We start from the raw sequence: 24,579 nt of genomic DNA, 5'->3' as shown, positions 1-24,579 counted from the left end.
CTGGCCCGGGCAGTTGCTGCTGATTCGGGGGGGGTGGGGGGGGGGGGGGACGTTGACGCGGGGGGCGAAGAGGGTGTGGGGGGGGGGGGGGGGGGTCCCCCCCCCCCCGCCCCTTCCCGAAACCGGGGGCTCCGCCCCCGGCCCCCCGCCGGGGCGCCGCCCCGGACCCCGCTCCTCAAGCGCCGGGGAGGCCGGCCGGCCGCCGCAGGGGCCTGACCCGGCCGACGTGGGGTGACACCGGCCGCGCGAGGCGGCCGACCCCGGGCTCCACCGAGTGGGACGGCGGCAGCCCCAACCCCACCTGCTGGCCCAGAGCCCACGTGAACGGTCGGCCCCACCAAGGCCACCAGGTCAGGACCCACATGACGGCCGCCAAGCCCGGACCGCCAGCCCAAGACCCACACGACAGCGGCCCCAACCAGACCGCCGGCCCACGACCCACGTGACGACCCAACCCCGCCCGGACCGCTGCCCCAGAACCCACATGACGGCCGCCAAGCCGGACCGTCGACCCACCACCCACATCACGGCAACCCCGCCCCGCCCGCTGAGCAGATCCGCGGAAGTCCGCCCCGGTTCGAAGGGCGGGCGCACTGACGGGGCGCGGGGGCTGCGTCCTTGTGCGGTTCCGCCGGGTGGGTGCGGTCGGCCGCGATGGCGCCGCGGGCGGTCGACGGATCGGCCACGACGGCGCCGCGAACCACCATCGGCCGAGCGGAGCGTCAGCCCAGGGCCGACTTCACCGCGTCCGCCAGGCGGCCGGCGACCGAGCGGGCCTGCTCGATGTCGGCGGCCTCGACCATGACCCGGACCAGCGGCTCGGTGCCCGAGGGGCGGAGCAGGACGCGGCCGGTCTCGCCCAGCTCGCGCTCCGCCTCGGCGACGGCCGCGGCCAGGTCGGCGCTGGAGGCGACGCGGGACTTGTCCACGTCGGGGACGTTGATCAGCACCTGCGGCATGCGCTCCATGACGGCCGCGAGGTCGGCCAGGGTGCGGCCGGTCGCGGCCACGCGGGCGGCCAGCAGCAGACCGGTGAGCGTGCCGTCACCGGTGGTGGCGTGGTCGAGGACGATCACATGCCCGGACTGCTCGCCGCCCAGTGCGTAGCCGCGGGTCTTCATCTCCTCCAGGACGTAGCGGTCCCCGACCGCCGTCTGGACCAGGTCGACGCCCTCCCGCCGCATGGCCAGCTTGAAGCCGAGGTTGGACATCACGGTGCCGACCACGGTGCCCTTGCGCAGTTCGCCCGCCTCGCGCATGGCCAGGGCCAGGACGGCGAGGATCTGGTCGCCGTCGACCTCGCGGCCGGTCGCGTCCACCGCGAGACAGCGGTCGGCGTCCCCGTCGTGGGCGACGCCGAGGTCCGCCCGGTGCTCCACGACGGCGGCCTGGAGCCGGGCGAGGTGGGTGGAGCCGTAGCCGTCGTTGATGTTGACCCCGTCCGGGTCGGTGCCGATCGTCACGACCTCGGCCCCGGCCCGCGCGAACGCCTCCGGGGAGACCCGGGCGGCGGCGCCGTGCGCCCCGTCGATGACGATCTTGAGGCCGTCGAGCCGGTTGGGGAGGGCACCGACCAGGTGGGACACATAGGTGTCGAAGCCCTCGTCGTACTCCCGGACCCGGCCCACCCCGGTGCCGGTCGGCCGGTCCCAGGGCTCACCGGAGGCGTGGGCGCGGTACGTGGTCTCGATGCGGTCCTCGAGCTCGTCGGCCAGCTTGTGGCCGCCGCGGGCGAAGAACTTGATCCCGTTGTCGGGCATCGGGTTGTGGCTCGCGGAGAGCATCACCCCGAGGTCCGCGTCCAGCGCCCCGGTCAGATGCGCGACGGCCGGCGTGGGCAGCACGCCGACCCGGAGCACATCCACCCCGGCGCTGGCCAGCCCCGCCACCACGGCCGCTTCCAGGAACTCCCCGGACGCTCGCGGATCCCGCCCGACCACCGCCACCGGTCGATGGCCCTCGAAGGTTCCCGCCTCGGCGAGCACATGCGCCGCCGCTACCGACAGGCCAAGCGCCATCTCAGCCGTCAGATCGGCGTTCGCGACGCCGCGCACACCATCCGTACCGAAGAGTCGTCCCACTGGTGTCCTCCGAAGTTACGAGCTGGGGGGCTGAAGTTTGCTTGTAGATATACGCCCCCCCGGTGGCGATAGCCGAACGCCCCGGAGGCACAGGTGGTGCCGCCGGGGCGTTCGGGTGAAGCAGCGGTGCCGCGATGGGCGTCAGCGCTTGCTGTACTGCGGCGCCTTGCGGGCCTTCTTCAGACCGGCCTTCTTACGCTCGGTGGCGCGGTCGTCACGGGTCAGGAAGCCGGCCTTCTTGAGGGGGCCGCGGTTGTTGTCCACGTCCGCCTCGTTCAGCGCGCGGGCGATGCCCAGGCGCAGCGCCCCGGCCTGACCGGAGACGCCGCCACCCGAGATGCGGGCGATGACGTCGTAGCGGTCGTCCAGCTCGAGCACCTTGAAGGGCTCGTTGACTTCCTGCTGGTGAACCTTGTTGGGGAAGTACTCCTCGAGCGTACGCCCATTGATCTTCCACTGCCCGCTGCCCGGCACGATGCGGACGCGCGCCACGGCGTTCTTGCGGCGCCCGGTGCCGGCGGCCGGCTGCGGGTCACCGAAGCGGGAGGCGAGCGACTCGGAGGTGTACTCCGACTCGACCGTCTCGACGCTCTCGGTGGTGTACTCCTCGACGTCGAGGGGAACCTCGGCGGGGGTCTCGACAGGGGTCTCGGCGGTGGTCTCGGCCACGATGCTCCTCAGATTCTCTTCGTCGTAAGGGGTGGCCGGACTACTGCGCGACCTGGGTGATCTCGAACGGGACCGGCTGCTGAGCGGCGTGCGGGTGCTGGTCGCCCGAGTACACCTTCAGCTTCGAGAGCATCTGACGGCCCAGGGTGTTCTTGGGAAGCATGCCCTTGATGGCCTTCTCGACGGCCTTCTCCGGGCTCTTCGCCAGCAGCTCGTCGTAGCGGATGGAGCGCAGGCCACCCGGGTAGCCGGAGTGGCGGTACGCCATCTTCTGGGTCCGCTTGTTACCGGAGAGGTGCACCTTGTCGGCGTTGATGATGATGACGAAGTCACCAGCGTCGACATGAGGTGCGTACACCGGCTTGTGCTTGCCCCGCAAAAGGGTGGCGGCCTGAGAGGCCAGACGGCCCAGAACCACGTCGGTGGCGTCGATGACGTGCCACTGACGCTGGACGTCGCCGGGCTTGGGGCTGTACGTACGCACGGTCGTAGCCTTCGCTTCTTCAGTGAGTGGAGTCTCCCCGGGTCCGCGAGGACCGGGAGGACAGGTCCGGACAAGGCCACCCGGACGATCACGACAGCCCTGGCCGCACATCGGTGACGCATCCGAGTGCCTGCCGCTGGTCATCGGCCCGGTGGACCGGCGTAACGGCCTCTCACGTGAGAACGAGCAAGCCAATACGCATAACGAACTGGCAGAGTACCGGCCCGCCCCCACGCGGGTCAAAACGCCCCCGCGCTCACGGATGGGTCCGTCGACCGCGTCCGAGCGCGGTCCGGGTCAAAACGCCCGCGCCCCGCGGACGGGGTTCCCGACGCCGACCGGTCGCGGGCCGTGCCCGGTGCGCGGCGTCCCGCCGGTGGGTCCAAAGCGTCACCCGGCCGGTCTAAGATGCGCGCCATGAGCTATGGGCAAGGGGGGCCTTACGGGCCCGGGGGGCCTCAGCCGCCCCAGCCGTCGACACCGGACTGGGCGGCGCTCGCCGACCAGTCCGCCGCGCGCAACCGCCGCCGCAAGCTGCTCTTCATCGGCGGCGGGGCGCTGGCCACCGCCGCCGTCGCCGCGATCGTCGCCACCGCCGTGATCAGCAGCGGCCACAAGGACAACGGCGGCGGCGACTCGTCCGGCGGGCTGCCCACACCCCAGGACCTCCCCAGCGAGTCGGCGGCGCCCGAGCCCACGTTCTCCGATGTGGCGCCGCCCGCGCCGCCGAAGCCGCTGGACATCATCTCCAGCGCCCAGCGGGACAAGGCGCCGCTGAGCCCGGCCACACTCTTCCCCGAGAAGAGCGCCGCGAAGGACGACCGCTCGTACGCCAAGGCGGCGACCGCCTCGACGACCAGCTGTGCCGCCGCCACCCAGGGGGCGCTCGGCTCGGTCCTGGTGAACAACGGGTGCCGCAAGCTGCTCCGGGCCACGTTCTCCCGGGACGGCGTCGCGGTGACGGTCGGCGTCGCCGTCTTCGACGGCAAGGCGGCGGCCGAGAAGGCCAAGGACCAGTACAAGCCCAATATCGCCTCGCTCGCGGGCGGGGACATCCCGGCCTTCTGCCGCCGTACGGCCTGCCAGAGCTCGGCGAACGCGATCGGGCGGTACGCCTACTTCACGATCTCCGGCTATGCGTCGGGCAAGGCCGTCACGGCGTCGGACACCGCCGCCCTCCAGGCCGGCCGCGATGTGGCCGACTACACCTTCCGCCGCATCCTGGCCCGCGGCAGCGCCCAGGCGTCGGCGGAGGCGGCCGCCACCAACGGAGGCTGAGCCGCCGGGCGGGGCCGCCGGGCAGAGGCCGCCGGGCAGAGGCCGCCAGGGCCTCCCCGCCCGTTCCGCTATGATGCGGCTCCCGCGTTCCGCTACGAGGCGGCGCCCCGCGTCGCCTTCTCCACCTTCGCCACCTGCGCGGACACCAGCTCGGCCGGGATCTCGGACTTCGTGGGGTCCGCGATGTTCACCCCGAAGAAGACCGTCACCTGCGCCCCGGTCCGCACGACCGTGAACTTGATGACGGCCTTCTCCTTGCCCGCGTCATGCAGGCTGAAGGCCACCGCCTCGTCCCCGGCCTTGGGCGCGTCCAGCGATGTCACCTTCTTGACGTCCGCCTTCTCGCCCGAGCCGTCCTCGGCCGGGAATCCACCCTGGCAGGCGGTCACGGCCTCGCGCAGGTCCTTCACCGTCCGCTCGGCGTCGCCCGGTCCGTAGGAGGAGATCCGGATCAGGCCGGTGCCGCCGACCCGCGCCTTGGTGAGGTCGGTGGCGTAGGCGCGGTGGACGCTGGCCTTGGGCGCCGGGTCGTACCGGGTGCCCATCAGCGCGGCCAGCGGCTGGCATTGGGCCTTCCGGGACTTGGCGGAACCGCCCTCGGCGACCTCCTTGTCCGTCATCTTCTGGACCTCGAGCCCCTTGACCTCACCGTTGGTCAGGGCGGCCTTCGCCAGGGCGGATTCGGACAGCGGCTTCCCGGCCGGGGCGGTGCTCGCGGCGGCCTTGTCGCCCTGCTCGGCGCCGCCGGACTGCTTGGCGCCATCGGCCTTGCCGTCGCCGGAGTCGCTGCCGCATCCGGTCATCAGCCCCAGCGCCGCCACCACCGCGACGGCCGCGCCCACGGCCCGTTTCGCACCGGACTCGTTCATTCCTCTGTCCACCCCTGGTCGATATCGGGCCCGTACGGCCACCGCACGGACACCCCGCAGACTCCCAGAACACCGGGAGGGTTGTAATCCCTTTCCCAAATGTGGTGGATCCCATATCACCACACGCATAAGCAACCTTCGGGGCCCTGACCAGTCTTACCGACCGATCGGTCCTTACTGACTCCATACCGGCATCACACCGGCCCCATATCGGCCCAATGCAGCATGGTTCGGAGCCAGAACACAGCACGGCTTCGGAGGGGAGGGCACGTCGCGGCAGTTCAGCGCCGCCGCGCGTACATCACCGTGAAGATTTCTTTCCTGCTCCACAACGCCTATGGCATCGGCGGCACCATCCGGTCGACCTTCAATGTGGCCGGGGCGCTCGCCGCTCACCACACCGTGGAGATCGTCTCCCTGATCCGCACCATCGACGCCCCGAACCTCCCCCTCCACCCCGCCGTGCGGCTCAGACCCCTGATCGACCTGCGCCCCCGCGAGGACTCCGGGCCCGCCGGGCGCGGGGCCACCGACCTCGGTCATCCGCTGCTGACGCGGCCCAGCACCCATATCCCCGCCGCCGAGGCCAGGGGTACCACCAACTTCAACGCCCTCACCGATGAGCGCGTGGCCGACCACCTGGACCACACCGACGCCGATGTCGTCATCGCCACCCGCCCCGGCCTGGTCATCTATCTCGCCGCGCTCGGCCGCACCGGCCGCTTTCTGCGGATCGGCCAGGAGCACCGCCTCCACGGCACCCACCGCGCCGAGATCCGCGCCGCCTGCGACGCCGCCATCCCCCACCTCGACGCGTACACCTCCGTCTCCGAGGCCGACGCGGCGACCCACCGGGCCCATCTCCCCGGTGTCACCACCCGGCTGACCGCCCTGCCCAATGGCGTGCCCGCCACCGGGATCGAGCCCTCCGACGGCCGCGCCAAACTGGTCGTGGCCGCGGGCCGGCTGATCCCCGTCAAGCGCTACGACCTGCTGGTGGCCGCCTGGGAGACGGTCGCCGCCAAACACCCCGACTGGCGGTTGCGCATCTACGGCCGCGGCCCCCAACTCCCCGCGCTGCGCCGCCAGATCGACGAGCTCGGGCTGTCCGGGCACATCACGCTCATGGGCGCCCACTCCCCCATCGAGACCGAGTGGGCCAAGGGCGCGATCGCCGCCGTCACCTCCCGTGAGGAGTCCTTCGGCATGACGATCGTGGAGGCGATGCACTGCGGGCTGCCGGTGGTCGCCACCGACTGCCCGCACGGGCCGGGCGAGATCATCACCGATGGCCGGGACGGTCTGCTGGTGCCGGTCGGCGACTCCGACGCGATCGCCAAGGGGCTGCTGACCCTGATCGAGGACGACGAACTGCGCCGCTCGATGGGCGAGGCGGCCCGTATCTCGGCGCGGCGGTACGCACCCGAGCGCGTGGCCGCCGCCTACGAGCGACTCATCGAGGAGCTGCACACCGCCCGCTCCACCGCGGCCCCGGCCCACCGGCGCCGTACGGCAGCGCCGTCGTGGGGCAAGGTGGCCGGGACGCCGCTGGCCTCCACCCTCAAGGGCGCGGTCAAGCAGCTGATCCGCAGGCCGCTGCGGCCCGTCGCGTCCTGCCGGGTCACCGCCGAGGGCAATCTGTCGGTACTGCTGGAACCCACCGACCTGCACGGCGAGCTCGAACTGACCGTCACCCGCCGGAGGAGCGACGAGACCCCCTTCCGCGTTCCGCTGCTGCCCCCGGCCGACGCCGGGCCGTCCGCGCCCTGGACGGCCACGCTCGACCGGGCCACGCTCGACCTCGCCGAGGGCCGCTGGGATCTGCATGTGGTCCGCCCCTCCGACGGCGTCCGCCGCCGGGTGGGGTGCCGCTTCGCCGAGGGGCGCGGGCTGCTGGGCCTGGAGCCGCTGCCCGGCTCCCCGTTCACCTGGTGGATCCCCTACCCCACCGTCGACGGCTATCTCGCGTTGCGCGCCTGGCGGCGCCCGGCCCACGCCGAGGCCCGGGTGATCCGCATGGACGCCGAAGGGCTCGCGGTCGAAGGCACCCTGCACGGGGCGCGCTTCGGACCCGACGCGGCCCCGGCCGCGGTGGCCACCCCGTCCCGGGGCCCGGCCCGCCCGTTCCTCACCGGGGTCACGGCGCTCGACGGCGGCCGGTTCCGCTTCACCGTGCCGTACGAGCGGATCGAGCAAGCCCGTGACGGCGATCGGGGCGCCGCCGTCTGGACCCTGACGCTCCATAAGTCCACCGGGAGCGAGACCCCCATCCGGATCGGCCGGATCGTCGGCGACATCGTGGACCGCGACAAAACGGACCTCTTCCCGGTCACCCACGGTGTCCGGCCCCAGCTCACCCGCACCAATGACCTCTCCATCACCTCCCTCCCCACGGGGAATTGAGGGACTTGGGTCATAGGTGCGGTGTTTGCCGCGGAGATCACCGGTAACACTCGGTGATAACAGCCTCGAGCGAGGGAAATCTCTGCGGAAGGCATGACGATGTCAACAGTCACGCTCATCATCCTGGTGGCGGCCCTGGCCGCCATGGCCGGCCTGGTGATCGCCCCCTCGGTGCGGCAGGGCCGCAAGGGCGATCTGCCGGTCCGGAGCCTGCCCTCGGAAGCCAGGGAGCAGTACGCGGCACGGTGGGCGGGCCTCCAGGAGCGGTTCGTCGACTCCCCCGGATGGGCGCTGCGCGAAGCCGACCGGCTGCTCGGCGCGTTGGCCGTCGACCGCGGCTATCCGGCCGAGTCCGACGAGAAGCGGATGGACGCGCTGTCCGTCCGTCACCCCCGGGAGATCGAGGGCTACCGCCGGCTGCACGCCATGGCGGCGCGGATGAACCACGGTGAGGGAGCCGAGGCCGCCACCGAGCGGATGCGGGAGGCGCTGGTCGCGGCGCGGCCCCTGTTCGAGCAACTGGTCCGCGCACAGCCGCATGACGAGCGCCCGCTCCCACCCCCGGTCCCCCGTCAGCGGGACCTCGAGCGGGGCCGCATCCCGCGGCAGCGCCTCGGCCCGGCCGCCGATCACTGACCGGTGAGCCGCACCGCCAGCGCGAGGGTGTCATCCGGATGCAGGATCACCGTGTGCATCTCCTCCGCGATGGCGCCGGGGACCTCCTCGATCGGGCTCTGAAGGTGCTTGTGCGCCGCCTCGACCAGGCGCTTCTCACCCTCGATCGGGTCCCGGCGGCTCTCGGTGAGACCGTCGGTGTAGAGCAGGAGGAGGTCCCCGGGGGCCAGCCGCTCGGTCAGCGGCGTCTCGCTCCCGGGCAGCGGAAAGCCGATCCCGCGCCCCCGGGCCTCCAGATACCGGGCCGCCCCGTCGCGGCGCAGCAGCAGCGCGGGCGGATGGCTCCCGTTGGCCAGCCAGAGCTCACCGGTGGCCGGATCGATGCGGGCGAGCTGCACGGTGGCCATCACGGACCGGTCGAAGGGGCGCAGGATCTCGTCGGTGCGGGCCACGATCGACTGGAGGCGATGGCCCTCCAGGGCCAGGGTGCGCACCGCGTGGGTGACGTTGAGCGCGCTGCGCGTACTGGTCACCCCATGGCCCAGCGCGTCCACGATGGTGATGTGGACGGTGCCGTCGGGCAGCACGAACCAGTCGTACAGATCCCCGCCGGTGGGCGCGTCGGTGCCGGCCGGCGCGTAGTGCACGGCGAGTTCGAGCCCGTCGGCCTCGATGGGCGGCGGGCGCAGCGCGTCCTCCAGCTCGCGCAGGGTCTGGCCGTGCGCGGTGCGCAACTGCTTGTCCCGCTCGTCGAGCTGGACGTAGAGCGCGAGCACCCCGCTGTTGGTCTCCGCGAGTTCGTCGTTGAGGCGGCGGTGCTCGGCGGTGAGCGCGTCGGCGGCGGCCACGACGGCGCGCAGCTCCTCCGCGGCGAGGGCCTCGTCGCCGGGCGCCTCTTCAGTGGCGTCCACCGCGGTCACGACCGCGGTGGACGCGGGTGGAGCCGCCGGGAGGCGCCAGACCACCTCCTCCCCGGTCACCGCGTCGGGGGCCACCGGGAGGTCCGCCGCCGATGGGTCCGTATCGCCCGGCGTGCGCAGCACCACCGTGAGCAGCCCCTCGTCCGGGTCGTACGCCCACTCCAGGACGGTCTCCCGCCCGGCGCGCAGCGCCGCCCCGGCGGCCTCGGCCGCGGACAGCACGAGGCGCGCCCGGACCGCCGGGTCCAGGGCGTGCTCCCGTGCCAGCGCCCGAACGGCCCGGCTGAGCCCGGCCGTCGTGGCGCAGGTGAGGTTCCTCGTCGTCATGGAAGCCTTAAAAGGGACCTGGCCGCGAGGACCGTGGCGTCGTCGCGGACGCGGCGATGGCCATGGGCGAGTGCGGCGGACAGCAGGGGCGGCGGAAGGCGGAGCACGGAAGGGGGCGGGTCGAGTGCCCAGCGGGCGTCGATCCCGTCGCTGTGCAGCACCGCCGTGGCGCCCTGGGGCAGCGGGAAGCCGTGGACGCGCGGGGTGGGCATGCCCCAGCCGACGATCCCGGGCTGCCCGGTCAGCCGGTGCTGGACGCCGTCGGGGGTCAGGGCGAGGGCGCGGATGTTGCCGATGCCGCAGTAGTCGGCGTGATCGGGGCGCAGCCGCAGCAGTCCCACGGCGGCCCCCCGGGTGTGCCGCAGGGCCCGGTTCATCCGGTTGAGCACCTCCGGCAGCGGCCGGTCGGGGTCGGCGTGGAAGGTCCGCAGCGCCGCCTGGGCCGCCTCGGCGGCGGGCCGGCCGTGGCCGAGGCCGTCGAGGACGGCAGCGGTGCGGGCGGCGTCCGTGTCGACGATCGCGCGGGCGTCGCCACAGCTCTCCTCCCCTTCGGCGGGCAGACATACGGCGCCCGCCGCCTGCCACTCCGGCCGCTGCTCGCCCGGCGCGGTGAGGCGGGCGCAGGCCCAGGTGCCCGCGTCGGCGCCGCCCGTGCTGCGGATGGTGAAGTGGGTCGCCATCCGTTTGACGGCGCCGAGCCCGACGCCCAGCGTTCCGGCGGTGGTGTAGCCGTCCGCCAGACAGCGCTCGGGGTCGCGCATCCCGGGGCCCCGGTCGGCGGCGAGGATCTCCACCCCCTGGCCCAGCGGCAGCGGCTGGACGTAGAGCGTGCCGTCGCTGGCGTACTTGTCCAGGTTGGTCGCCAGCTCCGAGGCGATCACCGCCGCCTGATCGGGCAGCGCCCCCGGCAGCTCGCACTCCCGGGCCACCTCACGCGCCGTCTCGGCGGCCAGGTGCACGGCGCTGTGGTGGTCGACGCGCACCTGTGCGGTGGGCGCCGTGAACGTATGGATCACCAGGCCAGCCAGCGGGTGACGACCACCACCGTGCCCTCGCCCGGACCGGTGCGCACGGTGAACTCGTCCATCAGCCGCCGCGCGCCGCCCAGTCCATGGCCCAGCCCCGCGCCGGTGGTGAAGCCATCGGTGAGCGCCGCGTCGAGATCCACGATGCCCGGCCCCTCGTCCTTGACGATCAGCCGCAGCCCCCGCCGCCCACGGGGATCGCGCGGATACTCCAGGGTCACCGTGCCACCGCCCCCGTGGACGAAGGCGTTACGGGCGAGCTCGCTGGCGGCCGTGACCACACGGGTCTGGTCCACCAGGCCGAAGCCCACCTCGACGGTGGCCGCGCGCACCGCGTGGCGGACCGACAGCAGGTCCTCCTCCGTGCGCACCGGATAGGTGGCCGGCGCGGGCGGGCGCCGATCCTCCGTCAGCGCGGGCCTCTTGGCCCCGCGGGAGGCGAGGATGGATTCACCGGGCAGTGCCACGTCGGGCCCCTTCCAGGGGCTGCGGGGCCTGACGCCACCCCAGCGCGGCCAAGCCCTGCTCCGGATTGAGTGCGGTCTCCACACCGACGAGCTCGATCCCCAGCTCGACCAGGGTGATCGCCACCGGCGGTCGCATCCCGGCCACGATCACCCGGGCCCCCAGCAGCCGGGCCACCGTGGTCAGCTCCATCAGCGTCCAGGCCACGAAGGAGTCGATGACCTCCAGCCGGGAGATGTCGATGAGCACCCCACGGGCGCCCTCGGCCGAGATCCGCTCGGTCAGCTCCTCGGTGAAGGCGATGGCGGCCCGGTCGTCGAGCTCATTGAGCAGGCCGGTGACCAGGACATCTCCCAGTCGCAGAATGGGAACACCGGGCGAGCGATGACCGGTCACCGACCGTCTCCTTCGTCACCGTCGGGACCGGGCCCGTCGATCAGCTTGATCGCGGCGGCCAGCGCGTCGGCCAGCGTCCCCCGCGTGAGGATGGTGGACAGATCGATGCCGAGCTGGGCGATGGTCTGGGCGATCGAGGGGCGCACCCCGCTGATCACACAGTCCGCGCCCATCAGCCGCACCGCGTTGACGGTCTGCATCAGATGCTGGGCGACGGCGGTGTCCACCGTCGGCACACCCGTGATGTCGACGATCGCGACCAGCGCCTCATGGTCCTGGATGGCCTGGAGCAGATTCTCCATCACCACCTGGGTCCTGGCGGTGTCCAGCGTGCCGATCAGCGGCACGGCCAGCACCTGCCGCCACAGCCGCACCACCGGTGTCGACTGCTCCATCAGCTGCTGGCTCTGCCGGCGGATGATCTCCTCCCGGCCCTCCACATACGTCTCGAAGGACAGCGCCCCCGCCACATCGAGCAGCCGGTTCATGAAGACGGCCGAGGCGAACAGCTCCTCGGCGTCCCGGGTGTCCCGCTGCACCGCCTTGAGCAGCGCCTCCTTGAGCGCGAGCACCGCGAGCGAGGTCGCCGTGGGCGTGGCCCCGGCCCGAGCCCGGCGCATGGAAAGCCCGACCACGGCCTCGTGCAGCCCCGGGGTCGAGGTCACCACACGGTCCACCGGCACCCCGCTCTGAAGGCCCGGGACCAGCGCCTCGAACAACGCGTCGGCCTCCTCGCGGAGTTCGGCCTCGCCGATGTCGGTGTCGAGCAGGGCCTGCTCCATTTGCAGCTCGACCCACCGATCGGCGATCTCCTCGCCGCGTTCCTGGAGCGCCCTGGTCAAGCGCTCTCGGACAGCGGCCTCGCTGGTACTCACGCGGATCCCTTCGCGGTCGGCGACCGTTGTCGGTTGGCAAATTTTATCGATCTTCCGGGGGCCCCGGAAGCCGCATCATGCCGATCGCCGTGCCGCCTTGACTCCTGTCGCCCAGTCGTTACCGCACACGATGCGCGTGGCGGGTACCCCGCGATCGGCGGCCCCACACCCGCCCGGTTCAGCAGCAGCCGGAAATCGCCGTCGCGCCCGGCAGGGAGCGCTTGTTGCGGGACTCCCGGTTACGGGCGGCGAGTTGGCCGTCGGCCGGATAGCCGACCTCCTCCAGGGTCAGGCCATGGGGCCGGACCACATGGACGGCCGAGTCGCGCACTCCCGCGGCGAGCACCTTGGCCGGCCAGTCCGGGGGGCGGTGTCCGTCGCCCACGAAGAGCAGGGCGCCCACCAGCGAGCGCACCATGTTGTGGCAGAAGGCGTCCGCCCGCACCGTCGCCGTGATGACACCGTCCGCCCCGCGCGCCCACTCCAGCCGCTGGAGGGTGCGGATGGTGGTGGCTCCGTCGCGCTTCTTGCAGTACGCGGCGAAGTCGTGCTCGCCCAGGAGCCGTTCGGAGGCCGCGTTCATGGCGGCCACGTCCAGCGGCCAGTCGTGCCACAGCACATGGCCGCGCAGCAGCGGATCGACCCCGCCGGGGTGGTCGGTGACCCGGTAGGCGTAGCGCCGCCAGATCGCGGAGAAGCGGGCGTTGAACCCGGGCGGGGCCTCGGCGACCTTCCAGACCCGTACGTCATGGGGCAGCCGTCCGGCCAGCCGCCGCAGCAGCTTGTCCCGGTGCTCGGCCCACAGCTCCTCGGGCAGATCCACATGTGCCACCTGGCCCCGGGCGTGGACCCCGGAGTCGGTGCGGCCCGCGACGGTCAGCTCGAAGGTCTCCGAAGAGCGCGTCACCGTCCGCAGCGCGCCCTCCAGTTCGCCCTGTACGGTGCGCCGCTCGCGCTGCTTGGCCCAGCCCGAGAACTCCTGGCCGTCGTAGGCCAGATCCAGCCGGACCCGCACGAAACCGGGCGCCGCCTCGTCACTCACCCAACCGTTCCTCTCCATGCGGAACGGGCCCGCTCCCAGGATCTGGGGGCGGGCCCGTCCGTGTGAACGAAAGCCGTCAAGGCGCCTCAGGCGTCCTTCGACTCCTCGGCCGGAGCCTCGGCCTCGGCCGGAGCCTCGGCGGCCTCGGCAGCCGGGGTCTCCTTCTTGAGGTCCGCGACGGCCTGGTCACCGGCGGCGTCCTTGGCGGTGCGCTTGGTGGCCGCCTCCGCCTCGCCGACGGCCTCCTGCTGCACCGTCAACGCCTCGACCAGCTCGATGACCGCCATCGGGGCGTTGTCGCCACGACGGTTACCGATCTTGGTGATGCGGGTGTAACCACCCGGGCGGTTCTCGTAGCGTGGCCCGATCTCGGTGAAGAGAGTGTGCACAACGCTCTTGTCGCGGATGGTCTGGAGCACCAGACGGCGGTTGTGAAGGTCGCCCTTCTTCGCCTTGGTGACCAGCTTCTCCGCGACCGGGCGCAGGCGGCGGGCCTTCGCCTCGGTGGTGGTGATCCGGCCGTGCTCGAACAGCGCGGTGGCGAGGTTCGCCAGCAGAAGCCGCTCGTGCGCAGCGCTGCCGCCCAGACGGGCACCCTTGGTGGGCCTCGGCATGTCTATCTCCTAGATGTCTGCACCGGCCGTATCAGGTACCGGTGTCAGTGAACAAAATCCAGCCCGTCCGGCGATTGAGGACAAGACCTCAGCCACAGCGGACCAGCAGGTTCTAGTACTGCTCGGTCTCCACGAAACCGGCGTCCGCGTCGTCGTCCGCGCCGAACGCGTCCGCCGCGGCGGTCGGGTCGAATCCGGGCGGGCTGTCCTTGAGCGCCAGGCCCATCCCGGCCAGCTTCGCCTTGACCTCGTCGATCGACTTGGCGCCGAAGTTCCGGATGTCGAGCAGGTCCGCCTCGGAGCGCGCCACGAGCTCACCCACCGAGTGGATGCCCTCGCGCTTGAGGCAGTTGTACGAACGGACGGTGAGCTCGAGCTCCTCGATCGGCAGCGCCAGATCGGCGGCGAGGGCGGCGTCCGTCGGGGACGGGCCCATGTCGATGCCCTCGGCGTCCACATTGAGCTCGCGGGCCAGGCCGAACAGCTCGACCAGGGTCTTACCGGCCGACGCCATGGCGTCGCGCGGCCGCATGGCCTGCTTGGTCTCGACGTCGACGATCAGCTTGTCGAAGTCGGTGCGCTGCTCGACACGGGTCGCCTCGACCTTGTAGGTGACCTTGAGCACCGGCGAGTAGATCGAGTCGACCGGGATCCGGCCGATCTCCTGGCCGACCTGCTTGTTCTGCACGGCGGAGACATAGCCGCGACCGCGCTCGACGGTCAGCTCCATCTCCAGCTTGCCCTTGCCGTTCAGCGTGGCCAGGACCAGGTCCGGGTTGTGCACCTCGACACCGGCCGGCGGGGCGATGTCGGCGGCGGTGACCAGACCCGGGCCCTGCTTGCGCAGGTACATCACAACCGGCTCGTCGTGCTCGCTCGAAACGACCAGCTGCTTGATGTTGAGGATCAGGTCGGTGACGTCCTCCTTGACGCCCGGCACGGTGGTGAACTCGTGCAGGACCCCATCGATCCGGATGCTGGTGACAGCCGCACCGGGGATCGAGGAGAGGAGCGTACGACGCAGGGAGTTTCCGAGGGTGTAGCCGAAGCCCGGCTCCAGCGGCTCGATCACGAACCGGGAGCGGAACTCGTCGACGACCTCTTCGGTCAACGAGGGACGCTGAGCGATCAGCATGGGTTTTGCCTCCAGTCTCCGGCGCCCGCTATTTGACGCCGAACCCTTCAATGGTACGGGCGGTACGTGCCAAACGGCTCCGTACCGCCCGAACCTCACATCAGCCGGCTGCGCCGGCGAGCCTCGCTACTACTTGGAGTAGAGCTCGACGATCAGCTGCTCCTGCACCTGGGTGTCGATCACCTGGCGCTCGGGCATGGAGTGCACGAGGATCCGCAGCTGCGACGGAATGGCCTCCAGCCACGCCGGCACCGTGCGCTCGCCCGCCTCGGCCTGAGCCACCTGGAAGGGGGTCAGGGTCCGGGACTTCGGACGTACCTCGATGATGTCGTTCACGGTGACGCGGGCCGACGGGATGTCGGTCTTGCGGCCGTTCACATTGATGTGGCCGTGGCGGACCAGCTGACGGGCGTGGTCGCGGGACTTGGCGAAGCCGGCCCGGTAGACCACGTTGTCGAGGCGGGTCTCGAGGATGCGAAGAAGGTTCTCACCGGTCTTGCCGGTCTTCTTGTTCGCCTCCGCGTAGTAACCACGGAACTGCTTCTCAAGGACACCGTAGATGCGGGTGGCCTTCTGCTTCTCACGGAGCTGAAGGAGGTACTCGCTGTCCTTGGTGCGCCCGCGACCGTGCTCACCCGGGGGGTAAGGACGGATCTCGATCGGGCACTTCGCGCTCTCGCACTTGCTCCCCTTGAGGAAGAGCTTCTGCTTCTCCCGACGGCAACGCTTGCAGTCGGCCCCGGTGTAACGCGCCATTGTTTGTGTTGTCTCCTACTTCAGCCGGTCAGACGCGCCGGCGCTTGGGCGGGCGGCATCCGTTGTGCGGAGTCGGAGTGACGTCCTGGATCGACCCCACCTCCAGGCCGGTGGCCTGGAGCGAGCGGATCGCGGTCTCACGGCCGGAGCCCGGACCCTTGACGAACACGTCGACCTTGCGCATGCCGTGCTCCTGCGCGCGGCGGGCGGCCGACTCGGCGGCCATCTGCGCGGCGAACGGAGTGGACTTGCGCGAGCCCTTGAAGCCGACGTGGCCGGCCGAGGCCCAAGAGATCACGTTACCGGTCGGGTCGGTGATCGAGACGATGGTGTTGTTGAACGTGCTCTTGATGTGAGCGTGCCCGTGGGCGACGTTCTTCTTTTCCTTGCGGCGCACCTTCTTGGCGCCGGCCGTCCTGCTCTTCGGAGGCATTCCTGAATTCTCCCGTGGAGGTGGTCGGTCCTACAGCTCGGACCGCTTGTCAGCGTCCGGTGCGGACTACTTCTTGCCCGGCTTCTTCTTACCGGCGATGGCGCGACGCGGGCCCTTGCGGGTGCGGGCGTTGGTGCTGGTGCGCTGGCCGTGGACCGGAAGGCCGCGGCGGTGGCGCAGCCCCTGGTAGCAACCGATCTCGACCTTGCGACGGATGTCGGCCTGGATCTCGCGACGGAGGTCACCCTCGGTCTTGATGTTGTTGTCCACGTACTCGCGGATCTTGACCAGGTCCTCTTCGCCCAGGTCGCGAACGCGGGTGTCCGGGTTCACGCCGGTGTTGGCGAGCGTCTGCTGGGCAAGGGTGCGACCGATGCCGAAGACGTAGGTGAGGGCGACCTCGACGCGCTTGTCGCGCGGGAGATCAACGCCTGCGAGGCGTGCCATGAATCTGGCTCCAGATGGTTGTCGGAGGTCTTCCGCAGCACCACTCCCGGCCGGGCGGGCCGGGTCCCCGGCCTCCGACCGGGGGTGTCGCTCCCGAAACACCGTAGAAACGTCGTAACGGCGCCAGGGGAACGGGTGACTGCGTATGTACGTTCAGTTATGCGTCGCGCGAAGATTGCTGCGAATGGTGCAGGTCTGCGGCCGGCGTACGTCAGCCCTGGCGCTGCTTGTGGCGCAGGTTGTCGCAGATGACCATGACCCGGCCGTGGCGGCGGATCACCTTGCACTTGTCGCAGATCTTCTTGACGCTCGGCTTGACCTTCATGGGTGTGAGGTTCTCCGGGTCGTGAGATCTACTTGTAGCGGTAGACGATCCGTCCGCGCGTGAGGTCGTACGGAGACAGCTCCACGACGACCCGGTCATCGGGCAGGATGCGGATGTAGTGCATACGCATCTTGCCGCTGATGTGCGCGAGGACCTTGTGACCGTTCTGGAGCTCCACCTTGAACATCGCGTTCGGCAGAGACTCGATCACGGTGCCCTCGATTTCGATGGCGCCTTGCTTCTTGGCCATGTCCTGCTTTCGGGATCGGCTACCTTGATCGGCTCGCGACATGCGGGAGGGCATGCGAGAGCCGACGTGTCAGTCTACGTCAGGGCATCCCGAAACACGAATCCGAGGCATCATGCCCCGATTTTGAGATCTTTATGCCCTCGGGGGCGTCAGCCCAGCGGGTCCGGCGCGGTCTCCACGCCCAGCTCGGCCAGCTTGGCCTTGCCGCCGTCCACGGCGGTCAGCACCAGCGGGCCCGCCTCGGTCAGCGCGACCGAGTGCTCCCAGTGGCTGGACCAGGTCCCGTCGTCGGTCTTGACCGTCCAGTCGTCGGACAGTACGTGCGTCTTCACGGTGCCCAGGCTCACCATGGGCTCGATCGCGATACAGAAGCCGGTGACCAGCCGGGGGCCCTTGCCGCGCTTCTTGGAGACGTAGTTCAGCAGATGCGGGTCCATATGCATCTGGCTGCCGATGCCATGGCCGCCGTAGTCCTCGATGATCCCGTACTTGCCGGAGGCCGGGCGGGGCTGACGGCGGATGTAGCCCTCGATCGCCTTGGAGATGTCGACGAGCCGGTTACCCTTGCGGACCGCCGCGATCCCGGCCCACATCGACTCCTCGGTGACCCGGCTGAGCTCGTGCAGCTCCGGAGCGTGGCCGGTGCCCACGAAGACCGTGAAGGCGGCGTCGCCGTGCCAGCCGTCCACGATCGCGCCCGCGTCGACGGAGATGATGTCGCCGTCCTTCAGGACGGTCTCCCGGTCCGGGATGCCATGCACCACGACATCGTTCACGGAGGTGCAGATCGTGGCGGGGAAGCCGCCGTAGCCCAGGAAGTTCGACTTGGCGCCGTGGTCGGCGAGGACCTTACGGGCGACGTCGTCCAGGTCCTTGGTGCTGGCGCCGGGGACGGCCGCCGCCCGCGTCGCCTCATGGATGGCGGCGACGACCAGTCCCGCCTCACGCATCTTCGCGATCTGCTCGGGGGTCTTGATCTCCACCATCACTCAACCTTCCGCGGTCCATACACGTATCTGCTCAACAGTACGGCCGCGATGCCCAGGAGGGCATCGCGGCCGGTCAGCTGTGGGTCCCTAGGCCGCCTTGGCGGCCAGCGCGTCCATCGCCCGCTGGGTGACCTCGGCCACCTTGCCGAGCGCCGAGATCGTCACCACCAGGCCCTTGGCCTTGTAGTAGTCGATGATCGGCTCGGTCTCCCGGTGGTAGACCTCGAGGCGCTTGCGGACCGTTTCCTCACTGTCGTCCTCGCGTTGGTACAGCTCGCCGCCGCAGGTGTCGCACACGCCCGGGGCCTTCGACGGCTTGTACTCCACGTGGAAGGTGTGCGAGCTGTCGTTGCGACAGGTGCGACGGCCCGCGATGCGCTTGATCACCTCGGACTCGGGGACCTCCAGGTCCAGCACCGCGTCCAGCGAGACACCGCGCTCCGCCAGATAGGCGTCCAGTGCCTCGGCCTGGATCTGGTTCCGGGGGAACCCGTCCAGCAGAAAGCCCTGCTCCGCGTCCGGCTGGTCCAGCCGGTCCTCCGCCATGCCGATCGTGACCTCGTCCGGCACCAGCTGCCCGGCCCGCATGTACTCCTGCGCCTGCTTGCCGAGGGAAGTGCCTTGGCTGATGTTCGCGCGGAACAGGTCGCCTGTGGAGATATGCGGGATGGACAGCTTCTCGGCGAGGTACGCGGCCTGCGTACCCTTGCCGGCTCCCGGAGGTCCGACGAGGACGATTCGCATCAGCGGAGGAACCCTTCGTAGTGTCGCTGCTGAAGCTGGCTCTCGATCTGCTTCACAGTCTCCAGGCCGACACCCACGATGATCAGGATGCTCGTGCCGCCGAACGGGAAGTTCTGATTGGCGTTGAGCGTCACCAGCGCCACCGTGGGCACCAGGGCGATCAGGCCCAGATAGAGCGCACCGGGCCACGTGATGCGGTTCAGCACGTAGCTCAGATACTCCGCAGTGGGACGACCAGCCCGGATACCCGGGATGAACCCACCATACTTCTTCATGTTGTCGGCAACTTCTTCGGGGTTGAAGCTGATGGCGACATAGAAGAATGCGAAGAAGACGATCAGCAGGAAGTACGTGGCGATGTAGACCGGGTGGTCGCCCTTGACGAAGTTCTGCGAGATCCAGGTCGCCCAGCCGGCCTTCGAATTGGAGAACTGGACGATCAGCGCCGGAATGTACAGCAGCGATGAGGCGAAGATCACGGGAATCACACCCGCCTGGTTCACCTTCATCGGGATGTAGGTGGACGTACCGCCGTACGAACGACGGCCGATCATGCGTTTGGCGTATTGCACGGGGATCCGGCGCTGGGCCTGCTCGACGAAGACCACCAGGCCGACCATGGCCAGACCACAGAGGATCACCAGGCCGAACTCCAGCCAGCCGTCCATGATCTTGCCCTGCTGCTTGATGCTCCACATCGCGCTCGGGAAACCGGCGGCGATCGAGACGAACATCAGGATGGACATGCCGTTGCCGATGCCGCGGTCGGTGACCAGCTCACCGAGCCACATGATCAGCGCGGTACCGGCGGTCATCGTGATGACCATCACAGCGGTGGTGAAGATCGAGTCGTCCCGGACGATCTGACCGCCGACCGGGCAGCTCTGGAAGAGCGAGCCACTGCGGGCGGTGGCGACGAGTCCGGTGCCCTGGAGGATCGCCAGCGCGATGGTCAGGTAGCGGGTGTACTGCGTGATCTTCGCCTGACCGGATTGGCCCTCTTTCTTGAGGGCCTCGAGACGCGGGATCACCACGGTCAGCAGCTGAAGGATGATACTCGCCGTGATGTACGGCATGATCCCTAGCGCGAAGATGGTGATCTGGAGCAGTGCGCCACCACTGAACATGTTGACCAAGCCGAACAGCCCCTGCTGGCCCTTGGCGAGGTCCATGCACGTCTGGACGTTCTTGTAGTCGATGCCCGGGATCGGGATGTGTTGCCCGAGCCGGAACAGCACGATGATGCCCAGAGTGAACAGCAGCTTCTTGCGCAGGTCGGGCGTCTTGAACGCCCGGGCGAACGCGGTGAGCACGGTGCCTCCTGCGCCCCCCGCGTGCTTGCGCGAGAGGTGACGGTCTTGAGGATCGACGAATACTTATCAGCCAGCACCCGCGCGAGACGTACCGCGCGGAAGGTAACAACGCACGCCACCTTACCGGCGACCTGGCCCCGCTTGGAACGACCAACCGGGGATGCCCCGTATCTGGGGCACCCCCGGTCAGATCCGCACGTTGCTCAGACGAGCTCGGTGACGGTGCCACCAGCAGCGGTGATCTTCTCCTTGGCGGAGCCGGAGACGGCGTCGACCGTCACCTGGAGCGCCACGGAGACCTCACCGTTGCCCAGCACCTTGACGAGCTGGTTCTTGCGAACCGCACCCTTGGCGACCAGATCGGCCACCGTGACCTCGCCACCCTCGGGGTAGAGCGCGGTCAGCTTGTCCAGGTTCACGACCTGGTACTCGGTGCGGAACGGGTTCTTGAAGCCCTTGAGCTTCGGGAGCCGCATGTGGAGGGGCATCTGCCCACCCTCGAAGCGCTCCGGAACCTGGTAGCGGGCCTTCGTGCCCTTGGTGCCACGACCAGCGGTCTTACCCTTGGACGCCTCACCACGACCGACACGGGTCTTGGCGGTCTTGGCGCCCGGGGCGGGCCGGAGGTTGTGGACCTTCAGCGGGTTGCTCTCCGCCATGTCAGTCGACCTCCTCGACCGTCACGAGGTGCCGCACGGTCTGCGCCATGCCGCGGAACTCGGGGCGGTCCTCCTTGACGACCACGTCGCCGAGCTTCTTCAGCCCGAGCGAACGCAGCGTGTCACGGTGGTTCTGCTTGCTGCCGATGTAGGACTTCGTCTGCGTGATCTTCAGGCGGGCCATGCTCACACACCCACCCCGGCACGCGCCCGCAGCAGAGCGGCGGGGGCGACGTCCTCCAGCGGCAGACCACGACGCGCGGCGATCTCCTCGGGGCGCTGAAGCCCCTGGAGAGCGGCCACCGTGGCGTGCACGATGTTGATGGGGTTCGACGAGCCCAGCGACTTGCTCAGCACGTCGTGGATGCCCGCGCACTCCAGCACCGCGCGCACCGGGCCACCGGCGATCACACCGGTACCGGGGGACGCCGGCTTCAGCAGCACGACACCCGCGGCCTCCTCACCCTGGATCGGGTGCGGGATGGTGCCGGCGATCCGGGGGACCTTGAAGAAGTGCTTCTTGGCCTCCTCCACGCCCTTGGCGATCGCGGCCGGCACCTCCTTGGCCTTGCCGTAACCGACACCCACGGTGCCGTCACCGTCGCCCACCACGACCAGCGCGGTGAAGCTGAAGCGACGACCACCCTTCACAACCTTGGCGACGCGGTTGATCGCGACAACACGCTCGACGTAAGCGGTCTTCTCGGCGGCAGCGCCACCGTCCCGCCGGTCCTTCCGGTCCCGCCGCTCGCCGCCACCGGCGCCGCCACCGCGGCGCTGGGGTCCAGCCATTGGATTTACCTCTCTCGTTTCCGCTTTGCGTTGGAACCGGGGCTCAGAACTTCAGCCCGGCCTCGCGGGCGGCGTCCGCCAGAGCGGCGATCCGCCCGGCGTACTGGTTGCCACCGCGGTCGAACACGACGGCCTCGATGCCCGCGGCCTTCGCCCGCTCGGCCACCAGGGCGCCGACCTGCTGCGCCTGGGCGCTCTTGTCGCCCTCAGCCGCCCGGATGGAGCTGTCCAGCGTCGACGCCGAGGCCAGGGTGTGGCCCGCGATGTCGTCGATGACCTGCGCCACCATGTGACGGTTGGACCGCGTCACCACGAGGCGGGGACGGGCCGGCGTACCGGAGACCCGCTTGCGGACGCGGATGTGACGCCGCTTGACGGCAGCGGCCTTGCGGGCGTTGCCCTTGGCGATCTTCACACCGTATGCCATGGCTTACTTACCAGCCTTTCCGACCTTGCGGCGGATGACCTCGCCCGCGTACTTCACGCCCTTGGCCTTGTACGGGTCGGGCTTGCGCAGCTTGCGGATGTTCGCGGCGACCTCGCCGACCTTCTGCTTGTCGATGCCCTCGACGCTCAGCTTGGTCGGGGACTCCACCTTGAAGGTGATGCCCTCGGGGGCCTCGACCAGGATCGGGTGGCTGTAGCCCAGGGAGAACTCCAGGTTGGAGCCCTTGGCCTGGACGCGGTAACCCACACCGCTGATCTCGAGCGCCTTGCTGTAGCCCTGGGTCACGCCAGTGATCATGTTCGCCACCAGCGTGCGGGACAGGCCGTGCAGGGCCTTGTTCTGACGCTCGTCGTTGGGGCGGCTGACAACGAGCACGTTGTCCTCACCCTGGGCGACCTCGATCGGCGCGGCGACGGTGTGCGAGAGAGAGCCCTTGGGACCCTTCACGGCGACCGTGCGGCCATCGATGGTGACGTCCACACCAGCGGGAACCTGGATGGGCAGCTTGCCAATGCGCGACATGTGCTTCCTCCGTTCCCTGGTTACCAGACGTAGGCGAGGACTTCCCCACCCACGCCCTTCTTGCCGGCCTGCTTGTCGGTGAGGAGCCCGTGCGACGTGGAGATGATCGCCACGCCCAGGCCGCCGAGCACCTTCGGCAGGTTGGTGGACTTTGCGTAGACCCGCAGACCCGGCTTCGAAATCCGCTTGATGCCGGCGATCGAGCGCTCGCGGTTCGGGCCGAACTTCAGCTCGAGGGTGAGGTTCTTGCCGACCTCGGCGTCCTCGACCTTCCAGCCGGTGATGTAGCCCTCCTGCTGGAGGATCTCCGCGATATGCGACTTGATCTTGCTGTGGGGCATCACGACGGAGTCGTGGTACGCCGAGTTCGCGTTTCGCAGACGCGTCAGCATGTCTGCGATCGGATCGGTCATGGTCATGATGGCCTTCGGCCTCTCTCGCCGGGGTTTCCTGTATGCGCCATCCCTCTCACCCACTCACTGGCGGGCACGGGTGCGGCGCGGGGACCTACGGCGTAGTAAGGATTCTGGGCGGCGAGCGCCCAACCGTTCCACTCTACGGGAGCGGACGGATGGGCCTCGCCATCCATTTGCTTACCGAGAGCCCGGTATCCGTCCGTTTGGACGGATTACCAGGAGCTCTTGGTCACGCCCGGCAGCTCGCCACGGTGAGCCATCTCACGAAGGCACACGCGGCACAGGCCGAACTTGCGGTACACGGAGTGCGGACGTCCGCAGCGCTGGCAGCGCGTGTACCCACGCACGCCGAACTTGGGCTTGCGGGCGGCCTTGGCAATGAGAGCCTTCTTCGCCACGGCTCACGCCTCCTTGAACGGGAAGCCGAGGTGACGCAGCAGGGCGCGGCCCTCTTCGTCGTTGGTCGCCGTGGTCACCACGGTGATGTCCATACCCCGGACGCGGTCGATCTTGTCCTGGTCGATCTCGTGGAACATGACCTGCTCCGTGAGACCGAAGGTGTAGTTGCCCCGGCCGTCGAACTGCTTCGGCGACAGACCGCGGAAGTCGCGGATGCGCGGCAGCGCGAGCGACACCAGGCGGTCCAGGAACTCCCACATGCGGTCACCGCGGAGGGTGACGTGGGCGCCGATCGGCTGGCCCTCACGCAGCTTGAACTGCGCGATGGACTTACGGGCCTTGGTGACGGCGGGCTTCTGGCCGGTGATCGTGGCGAGGTCGCGGATGGCGCCCTCGATCAGCTTGGAGTCGCGGGCGGCGTCGCCCACACCCATGTTGACCACGACCTTGGTCAGACCCGGGATCTGCATGACGTTCTCGTAGGAGAACTGCTCCTGCAGCTTGCCCTGGATCTCTTCGCGGTAGCGCGCCTTGAGGCGCGGTGCAGTGGTGGTGGCAGTCATCAGATGTCCTCACCGGTCCGCTTGGCAACGCGGATCTTGTTGCCCTCGTCGTCGAAGCGGTATCCGACGCGGGTGACGACCTTCTTGCCGTCCTTCTCCACCACGAGCTGCACATTGCTCACGTGGATCGGGGCCTCGGTCGTCACGATGCCGCCGGTCTTCGAACCACGAGCGGTCTGTCCGGCCTTGGTGTGCTTCTTGACCCGGTTGACACCCTCGACCAGGACGCGGTCCTCGCGCGGGAAGGCCGCGATGACCTTGCCCTGCTTGCCCTTGTCCTTACCGGTGATGACCTGGACCAGGTCGCCCTTCTTGATCTTCATCG

Annotated in this window: 32 protein-coding genes; 3 read left to right on the top strand and 29 right to left on the bottom strand. The window is 69.8% G+C overall.

Annotation, left to right across the window (positions count from 1 at the left end; all coding sequences use genetic code 11):
• Window positions 1–722: 722 nt before the first annotated feature.
• From glmM to rplM, 3 genes are all read right to left on the bottom strand, one after another.
• Window positions 723–2,081: a phosphoglucosamine mutase gene (glmM, locus tag NQU54_RS27105; RefSeq protein WP_093705773.1), complete on the bottom strand. Its 1,359-nt coding sequence runs from the start codon at window positions 2,079–2,081 to the stop codon at window positions 723–725.
• 141 nt (window positions 2,082–2,222) lie between these two features.
• Window positions 2,223–2,750, bottom strand: a complete 528-nt coding sequence (gene rpsI, locus NQU54_RS27100; RefSeq protein ID WP_069865172.1) for a 30S ribosomal protein S9 — start codon at window positions 2,748–2,750, stop codon at window positions 2,223–2,225.
• Window positions 2,751–2,790: 40 nt separating this feature from the next.
• Complete coding sequence (gene rplM / locus NQU54_RS27095) at window positions 2,791–3,234, bottom strand: 50S ribosomal protein L13 (protein ID WP_069865174.1); 444 nt, start codon at window positions 3,232–3,234, stop codon at window positions 2,791–2,793.
• Window positions 3,235–3,651: 417 nt separating this feature from the next.
• Here rplM and NQU54_RS27090 point away from each other — a divergent pair, with 417 nt between their 5' ends.
• A complete protein-coding gene (locus NQU54_RS27090; protein WP_257633372.1) occupies window positions 3,652–4,512 on the top strand; it encodes a hypothetical protein in 861 nt (286 codons plus the stop codon).
• Between the two features lie 92 nt (window positions 4,513–4,604).
• On the opposite strand, the gene NQU54_RS27085 is transcribed toward NQU54_RS27090, so the two are convergent.
• Window positions 4,605–5,381 (bottom strand): hypothetical protein, encoded by a 777-nt coding sequence (locus NQU54_RS27085; protein WP_257633371.1) that lies wholly within the window; start codon window positions 5,379–5,381, stop codon window positions 4,605–4,607.
• A 306-nt stretch (window positions 5,382–5,687) separates the two neighbouring features.
• Here NQU54_RS27085 and NQU54_RS27080 point away from each other — a divergent pair, with 306 nt between their 5' ends.
• Together NQU54_RS27080 and NQU54_RS27075 are read left to right on the top strand one after the other, a co-directional pair.
• On the top strand, window positions 5,688–7,784 hold the full coding sequence (locus tag NQU54_RS27080; RefSeq protein ID WP_257633370.1) for a glycosyltransferase family 4 protein: 2,097 nt from the start codon (window positions 5,688–5,690) through the stop codon (window positions 7,782–7,784).
• A gap of 99 nt (window positions 7,785–7,883) precedes the next feature.
• Window positions 7,884–8,420 (top strand): hypothetical protein, encoded by a 537-nt coding sequence (locus NQU54_RS27075; RefSeq protein WP_099014561.1) that lies wholly within the window; start codon window positions 7,884–7,886, stop codon window positions 8,418–8,420.
• Here NQU54_RS27075 and NQU54_RS27070 read toward each other — a convergent pair.
• The 25 genes from NQU54_RS27070 to rplX form a co-directional block, all read right to left on the bottom strand.
• Window positions 8,414–9,646: a PP2C family protein-serine/threonine phosphatase gene (locus NQU54_RS27070; RefSeq protein ID WP_257633369.1), complete on the bottom strand. Its 1,233-nt coding sequence runs from the start codon at window positions 9,644–9,646 to the stop codon at window positions 8,414–8,416. The genes NQU54_RS27075 and NQU54_RS27070 overlap by 7 nt on opposite strands.
• Complete coding sequence (locus NQU54_RS27065; RefSeq protein WP_257633368.1) at window positions 9,643–10,662, bottom strand: SpoIIE family protein phosphatase; 1,020 nt, start codon at window positions 10,660–10,662, stop codon at window positions 9,643–9,645. Before NQU54_RS27065 ends, NQU54_RS27070 begins: the two co-directional genes overlap by 4 nt.
• Window positions 10,659–11,084 carry an anti-sigma regulatory factor gene (locus NQU54_RS27060; RefSeq protein WP_167504491.1) on the bottom strand — a complete coding sequence of 142 codons (426 nt, stop codon included), beginning with the start codon at window positions 11,082–11,084 and terminating at the stop codon, window positions 10,659–10,661. The genes NQU54_RS27065 and NQU54_RS27060 overlap by 4 nt, the downstream gene beginning before the upstream one ends.
• A gap of 37 nt (window positions 11,085–11,121) precedes the next feature.
• Entirely contained in the window at window positions 11,122–11,532 is a 411-nt protein-coding gene (locus tag NQU54_RS27055; RefSeq protein WP_257633367.1) for an STAS domain-containing protein, read from the bottom strand.
• Entirely contained in the window at window positions 11,529–12,407 is an 879-nt protein-coding gene (locus NQU54_RS27050; protein ID WP_167502745.1) for an STAS domain-containing protein, read from the bottom strand. The genes NQU54_RS27055 and NQU54_RS27050 overlap by 4 nt, the downstream gene beginning before the upstream one ends.
• Before the next feature lie 178 nt (window positions 12,408–12,585).
• On the bottom strand, window positions 12,586–13,449 hold the full coding sequence (truA, locus tag NQU54_RS27045) for a tRNA pseudouridine(38-40) synthase TruA (RefSeq protein WP_257633366.1): 864 nt from the start codon (window positions 13,447–13,449) through the stop codon (window positions 12,586–12,588).
• 86 nt (window positions 13,450–13,535) lie between these two features.
• Window positions 13,536–14,063, bottom strand: coding sequence for a 50S ribosomal protein L17 (rplQ, locus tag NQU54_RS27040; RefSeq protein WP_069865191.1), 528 nt, complete (start codon window positions 14,061–14,063; stop codon window positions 13,536–13,538).
• 112 nt (window positions 14,064–14,175) lie between these two features.
• Window positions 14,176–15,198, bottom strand: coding sequence for a DNA-directed RNA polymerase subunit alpha (locus NQU54_RS27035; RefSeq protein WP_009715858.1), 1,023 nt, complete (start codon window positions 15,196–15,198; stop codon window positions 14,176–14,178).
• Window positions 15,199–15,327: 129 nt separating this feature from the next.
• The gene (gene rpsD, locus NQU54_RS27030) at window positions 15,328–15,954 is read right to left on the bottom strand and encodes a 30S ribosomal protein S4 (RefSeq protein ID WP_044571646.1); all 627 of its coding nucleotides are present in this window, start codon (window positions 15,952–15,954) and stop codon (window positions 15,328–15,330) included.
• Window positions 15,955–15,982: 28 nt separating this feature from the next.
• On the bottom strand, window positions 15,983–16,387 hold the full coding sequence (rpsK, locus tag NQU54_RS27025; RefSeq protein ID WP_009715860.1) for a 30S ribosomal protein S11: 405 nt from the start codon (window positions 16,385–16,387) through the stop codon (window positions 15,983–15,985).
• A 66-nt stretch (window positions 16,388–16,453) separates the two neighbouring features.
• Window positions 16,454–16,834, bottom strand: coding sequence for a 30S ribosomal protein S13 (rpsM, locus tag NQU54_RS27020; protein WP_030835145.1), 381 nt, complete (start codon window positions 16,832–16,834; stop codon window positions 16,454–16,456).
• A gap of 211 nt (window positions 16,835–17,045) precedes the next feature.
• The gene (rpmJ, locus tag NQU54_RS27015) at window positions 17,046–17,159 is read right to left on the bottom strand and encodes a 50S ribosomal protein L36 (protein WP_003956441.1); all 114 of its coding nucleotides are present in this window, start codon (window positions 17,157–17,159) and stop codon (window positions 17,046–17,048) included.
• A gap of 28 nt (window positions 17,160–17,187) precedes the next feature.
• Window positions 17,188–17,409: a translation initiation factor IF-1 gene (gene infA, locus NQU54_RS27010; protein ID WP_003956442.1), complete on the bottom strand. Its 222-nt coding sequence runs from the start codon at window positions 17,407–17,409 to the stop codon at window positions 17,188–17,190.
• 149 nt (window positions 17,410–17,558) lie between these two features.
• Window positions 17,559–18,395 carry a type I methionyl aminopeptidase gene (gene map / locus NQU54_RS27005; RefSeq protein WP_257633365.1) on the bottom strand — a complete coding sequence of 279 codons (837 nt, stop codon included), beginning with the start codon at window positions 18,393–18,395 and terminating at the stop codon, window positions 17,559–17,561.
• 90 nt (window positions 18,396–18,485) lie between these two features.
• Entirely contained in the window at window positions 18,486–19,142 is a 657-nt protein-coding gene (locus NQU54_RS27000; RefSeq protein ID WP_257633364.1) for an adenylate kinase, read from the bottom strand.
• Window positions 19,142–20,455 carry a preprotein translocase subunit SecY gene (gene secY, locus NQU54_RS26995; RefSeq protein WP_257633363.1) on the bottom strand — a complete coding sequence of 438 codons (1,314 nt, stop codon included), beginning with the start codon at window positions 20,453–20,455 and terminating at the stop codon, window positions 19,142–19,144. The genes NQU54_RS27000 and secY overlap by 1 nt, the downstream gene beginning before the upstream one ends.
• 203 nt (window positions 20,456–20,658) lie before the next feature.
• Window positions 20,659–21,114, bottom strand: a complete 456-nt coding sequence (gene rplO / locus NQU54_RS26990; RefSeq protein ID WP_257633362.1) for a 50S ribosomal protein L15 — start codon at window positions 21,112–21,114, stop codon at window positions 20,659–20,661.
• Window position 21,115: 1 nt separating this feature from the next.
• On the bottom strand, window positions 21,116–21,298 hold the full coding sequence (gene rpmD, locus NQU54_RS26985; RefSeq protein WP_037952898.1) for a 50S ribosomal protein L30: 183 nt from the start codon (window positions 21,296–21,298) through the stop codon (window positions 21,116–21,118).
• Between the two features lie 2 nt (window positions 21,299–21,300).
• Window positions 21,301–21,906 (bottom strand): 30S ribosomal protein S5, encoded by a 606-nt coding sequence (gene rpsE / locus NQU54_RS26980; RefSeq protein WP_030835127.1) that lies wholly within the window; start codon window positions 21,904–21,906, stop codon window positions 21,301–21,303.
• Window positions 21,907–21,949: 43 nt separating this feature from the next.
• Window positions 21,950–22,333: a 50S ribosomal protein L18 gene (gene rplR, locus NQU54_RS26975; RefSeq protein ID WP_069865204.1), complete on the bottom strand. Its 384-nt coding sequence runs from the start codon at window positions 22,331–22,333 to the stop codon at window positions 21,950–21,952.
• A gap of 3 nt (window positions 22,334–22,336) precedes the next feature.
• Window positions 22,337–22,876, bottom strand: a complete 540-nt coding sequence (gene rplF, locus NQU54_RS26970; RefSeq protein ID WP_069865206.1) for a 50S ribosomal protein L6 — start codon at window positions 22,874–22,876, stop codon at window positions 22,337–22,339.
• A gap of 20 nt (window positions 22,877–22,896) precedes the next feature.
• Window positions 22,897–23,295 carry a 30S ribosomal protein S8 gene (gene rpsH / locus NQU54_RS26965; protein WP_055556099.1) on the bottom strand — a complete coding sequence of 133 codons (399 nt, stop codon included), beginning with the start codon at window positions 23,293–23,295 and terminating at the stop codon, window positions 22,897–22,899.
• A gap of 209 nt (window positions 23,296–23,504) precedes the next feature.
• Window positions 23,505–23,690 carry a type Z 30S ribosomal protein S14 gene (locus tag NQU54_RS26960; protein ID WP_003948630.1) on the bottom strand — a complete coding sequence of 62 codons (186 nt, stop codon included), beginning with the start codon at window positions 23,688–23,690 and terminating at the stop codon, window positions 23,505–23,507.
• A gap of 3 nt (window positions 23,691–23,693) precedes the next feature.
• The gene (rplE, locus tag NQU54_RS26955; protein ID WP_020869255.1) at window positions 23,694–24,254 is read right to left on the bottom strand and encodes a 50S ribosomal protein L5; all 561 of its coding nucleotides are present in this window, start codon (window positions 24,252–24,254) and stop codon (window positions 23,694–23,696) included.
• The gene (gene rplX / locus NQU54_RS26950; protein WP_030835110.1) at window positions 24,254–24,577 is read right to left on the bottom strand and encodes a 50S ribosomal protein L24; all 324 of its coding nucleotides are present in this window, start codon (window positions 24,575–24,577) and stop codon (window positions 24,254–24,256) included. Before rplX ends, rplE begins: the two co-directional genes overlap by 1 nt.
• Window positions 24,578–24,579: the final 2 nt, after the last annotated feature.

This window comes from Streptomyces malaysiensis subsp. samsunensis (assembly GCF_024519315.1).
GTDB lineage: Bacteria > Actinomycetota > Actinomycetes > Streptomycetales > Streptomycetaceae > Streptomyces > Streptomyces malaysiensis.
The sequence above is the reverse complement of the archived record's forward strand: the minus strand, read 5'-3'. Positions and strand labels throughout refer to the sequence as shown.

Coding starts and splice junctions, on each gene's coding strand:
- NQU54_RS27090 (WP_257633372.1), top strand. CDS start 3,652: ATGAGCTATGGGCAAGGGGGGCCTTACGGGCCCGGGGGGCCTCAGCCG.
- NQU54_RS27085 (WP_257633371.1), bottom strand. CDS start 5,381: ATGAACGAGTCCGGTGCGAAACGGGCCGTGGGCGCGGCCGTCGCGGTG.
- NQU54_RS27075 (WP_099014561.1), top strand. CDS start 7,884: ATGTCAACAGTCACGCTCATCATCCTGGTGGCGGCCCTGGCCGCCATG.
- NQU54_RS27070 (WP_257633369.1), bottom strand. CDS start 9,646: ATGACGACGAGGAACCTCACCTGCGCCACGACGGCCGGGCTCAGCCGG.
- rplQ (WP_069865191.1), bottom strand. CDS start 14,063: ATGCCGAGGCCCACCAAGGGTGCCCGTCTGGGCGGCAGCGCTGCGCAC.
- NQU54_RS27035 (WP_009715858.1), bottom strand. CDS start 15,198: ATGCTGATCGCTCAGCGTCCCTCGTTGACCGAAGAGGTCGTCGACGAG.
- rpsD (WP_044571646.1), bottom strand. CDS start 15,954: ATGGCGCGTTACACCGGGGCCGACTGCAAGCGTTGCCGTCGGGAGAAG.
- rpsK (WP_009715860.1), bottom strand. CDS start 16,387: ATGCCTCCGAAGAGCAGGACGGCCGGCGCCAAGAAGGTGCGCCGCAAG.
- rpsM (WP_030835145.1), bottom strand. CDS start 16,834: ATGGCACGCCTCGCAGGCGTTGATCTCCCGCGCGACAAGCGCGTCGAG.
- rpmJ (WP_003956441.1), bottom strand. CDS start 17,159: ATGAAGGTCAAGCCGAGCGTCAAGAAGATCTGCGACAAGTGCAAGGTG.
- infA (WP_003956442.1), bottom strand. CDS start 17,409: ATGGCCAAGAAGCAAGGCGCCATCGAAATCGAGGGCACCGTGATCGAG.
- map (WP_257633365.1), bottom strand. CDS start 18,395: ATGGTGGAGATCAAGACCCCCGAGCAGATCGCGAAGATGCGTGAGGCG.
- NQU54_RS27000 (WP_257633364.1), bottom strand. CDS start 19,142: ATGCGAATCGTCCTCGTCGGACCTCCGGGAGCCGGCAAGGGTACGCAG.
- rplO (WP_257633362.1), bottom strand. CDS start 21,114: ATGGCGGAGAGCAACCCGCTGAAGGTCCACAACCTCCGGCCCGCCCCG.
- rpmD (WP_037952898.1), bottom strand. CDS start 21,298: ATGGCCCGCCTGAAGATCACGCAGACGAAGTCCTACATCGGCAGCAAG.
- rpsE (WP_030835127.1), bottom strand. CDS start 21,906: ATGGCTGGACCCCAGCGCCGCGGTGGCGGCGCCGGTGGCGGCGAGCGG.
- rplR (WP_069865204.1), bottom strand. CDS start 22,333: ATGGCATACGGTGTGAAGATCGCCAAGGGCAACGCCCGCAAGGCCGCT.
- rplF (WP_069865206.1), bottom strand. CDS start 22,876: ATGTCGCGCATTGGCAAGCTGCCCATCCAGGTTCCCGCTGGTGTGGAC.
- rpsH (WP_055556099.1), bottom strand. CDS start 23,295: ATGACCATGACCGATCCGATCGCAGACATGCTGACGCGTCTGCGAAAC.
- rplE (WP_020869255.1), bottom strand. CDS start 24,254: ATGACTGCCACCACCACTGCACCGCGCCTCAAGGCGCGCTACCGCGAA.
- rplX (WP_030835110.1), bottom strand. CDS start 24,577: ATGAAGATCAAGAAGGGCGACCTGGTCCAGGTCATCACCGGTAAGGAC.